Genomic DNA, 1,888 nt, shown 5'->3' with positions numbered 1-1,888 from the left:
AGCCATCTACAGCGATATACTTGGAACGGCTAGGAAGAGGGACAACGGTGTTATCAACAGTAAAGCCAAGTTTCTCCAGGTTAAGATAGTAAGTATTAGCCTGGCTCAATGATTTATCGCCAGTCTCATACTCCAACCAACCAGCAGCAACTAACTTTTTAAGATTGGTAGCAATTGCTTGCCTAGAAAGACCTGTTTCGTCCATAAGAGCACGATAGCTCGGATAGCAAACGCCGTGACCATCCATAAAACGAAAAAGGCCTAATAACAGCATACGCTGCGTAGTAGGAAGCTTATGCTCTTTCATTGTTTGGAATAATGGGTGCATAAGGTCGAACTGTGTCCTTTGTTGTGCCATAATTAAACAAAGCCTTAAAAAAGTAATAAGCCCTGATTAGATGTTTGCCGACACAGTCAGGGCTTTTTCATGCCTGTAAAACAAGATAGCACCTATTCTAATTTTAGACAACCCTAGTATATGAGGTTGACTACCCTAGTCAACGAAATTGACCGACCCTAGTCAACGAGGTTGACTCCAACAAACCATAGAACAAACCATAGAACAAATAGCGCTATCGCTTTTTCTTTTTCTTTCGATTAGAACGAGCTTTAGCACGCTTAGATTCTGAAGGTTTGGAAGGTGACGGGGTAAGCGAAGGAGCAATACCATTGCGACGCATATTACTCACATGCTCTTGAGCAACCTTCATGGCCATAGCAATACGTTCATCATAAGAAAGTTCAGGTTCTGGAGGTTCTGGAGTGGGAATAGTTTGTTCAAAAGGATCAAGAACACGGTAGGAATTACAATCCCCAACAGAGAGAGCCGGATAAGTAAGAATAAGAGAACGAGAACTTAAGACTGAAAGAGCATTCGAAACAGAAACTCGAGTGCAGCCCACACAATTAGCAATATCTTTTGTAGACGAAGAAACAAAGCCAGTCTCATCAGAAATAGAAGAAAGATACATATAGATCAGCTTCTGAATTGGAGAAAGGCCAAGAGAAACAAATTCACTTTCAAAGTATCGAGAAATCAAAACAAAACTCCCGTGTAAAAAAAATTTACACAAGATTAGCCCGTGTAAAAAAATTATACAAGCAACAAAGCCTTTTACAATAAGGGTTTGGGGAAATGTATAGGGATAAGAAAGGTTCCATATTGGGACTATAAGCCACTATTAAAGTATGTGGCTCACGAGTGCCAGAAATGGCACAAAAGTCGGAAGGTAAAGATAGAAAAAGAAACGAGAAAAACTCTCAACTAACTTATTTGCTTCTTTATGAAAGTTAAAAGAGAGAGCGCAACGTGGCGCTCCCGCTTCCTCCCCGTTCACGCTCTCTCTTCTCTTTTCAATTTTTAATTAGTGGAGCTGACGCGCGGATTTGGATATTGAAACCAAAAACAAAGACGTTTCCGCTTGTCGGTTTATTGGAAAAATAAAAAGGGGCACAAGGCCCCAATTTTCATTCTTCCAACAAACTTGTTTTTTTATCTAAGGCTTGAAGCATCATGCAATAACCATTAACAAACTCGATAAGCTTGTGCTGCTGCTCCATTAAATCCTTAAGAACGGAAGGACTAACATGGTCTCTTGGGAGGCCAGAAATACATGCAGATAAGTTTTCTAGGTCTGTAAGTAGATCTTTTAAGCCAGAAATAGAATAATTCAAAGTAGTCATACATTAACTCCATACAGTTAGTGGTGATTAGCGCTTAGATTGGAGGGGTAATCCATTCTAAGCGCGTTTAATAAATTTTTAGTGCTGCTGCCTATGTTTCCAGTAATCAGCCGCACAATCCCATTCAGAGCCATCTACAGCGATATACTTGGAACGGCTAGGAAGAGGGACAACGGTGTTATCAACAGTAAAGCCAAGTTTCTCC

3 protein-coding genes are annotated in these 1,888 nt (G+C 40.4%); all 3 read right to left on the bottom strand.

The features are described from left to right. On the bottom strand, nucleotides 1-328 hold a 328-nt coding region (locus tag R7Q46_RS24735; protein ID WP_318077868.1), incomplete at its 3' end, for a helix-turn-helix domain-containing protein. A 244-nt stretch (nucleotides 329-572) separates the two neighbouring features. Next, nucleotides 573-1,040: a helix-turn-helix domain-containing protein gene (locus tag R7Q46_RS24730; RefSeq protein ID WP_238814883.1), complete on the bottom strand. Its 468-nt coding sequence runs from the start codon at nucleotides 1,038-1,040 to the stop codon at nucleotides 573-575. A 427-nt stretch (nucleotides 1,041-1,467) separates the two neighbouring features. Continuing rightward, nucleotides 1,468-1,683, bottom strand: a complete 216-nt coding sequence (locus tag R7Q46_RS24725; protein ID WP_238814884.1) for a hypothetical protein — start codon at nucleotides 1,681-1,683, stop codon at nucleotides 1,468-1,470. Nucleotides 1,684-1,888: the final 205 nt, after the last annotated feature.

Source organism: Vibrio sp. 811 (genome assembly GCF_033339195.1).
This window is presented reverse-complemented; position numbering and strand designations above follow the sequence as displayed.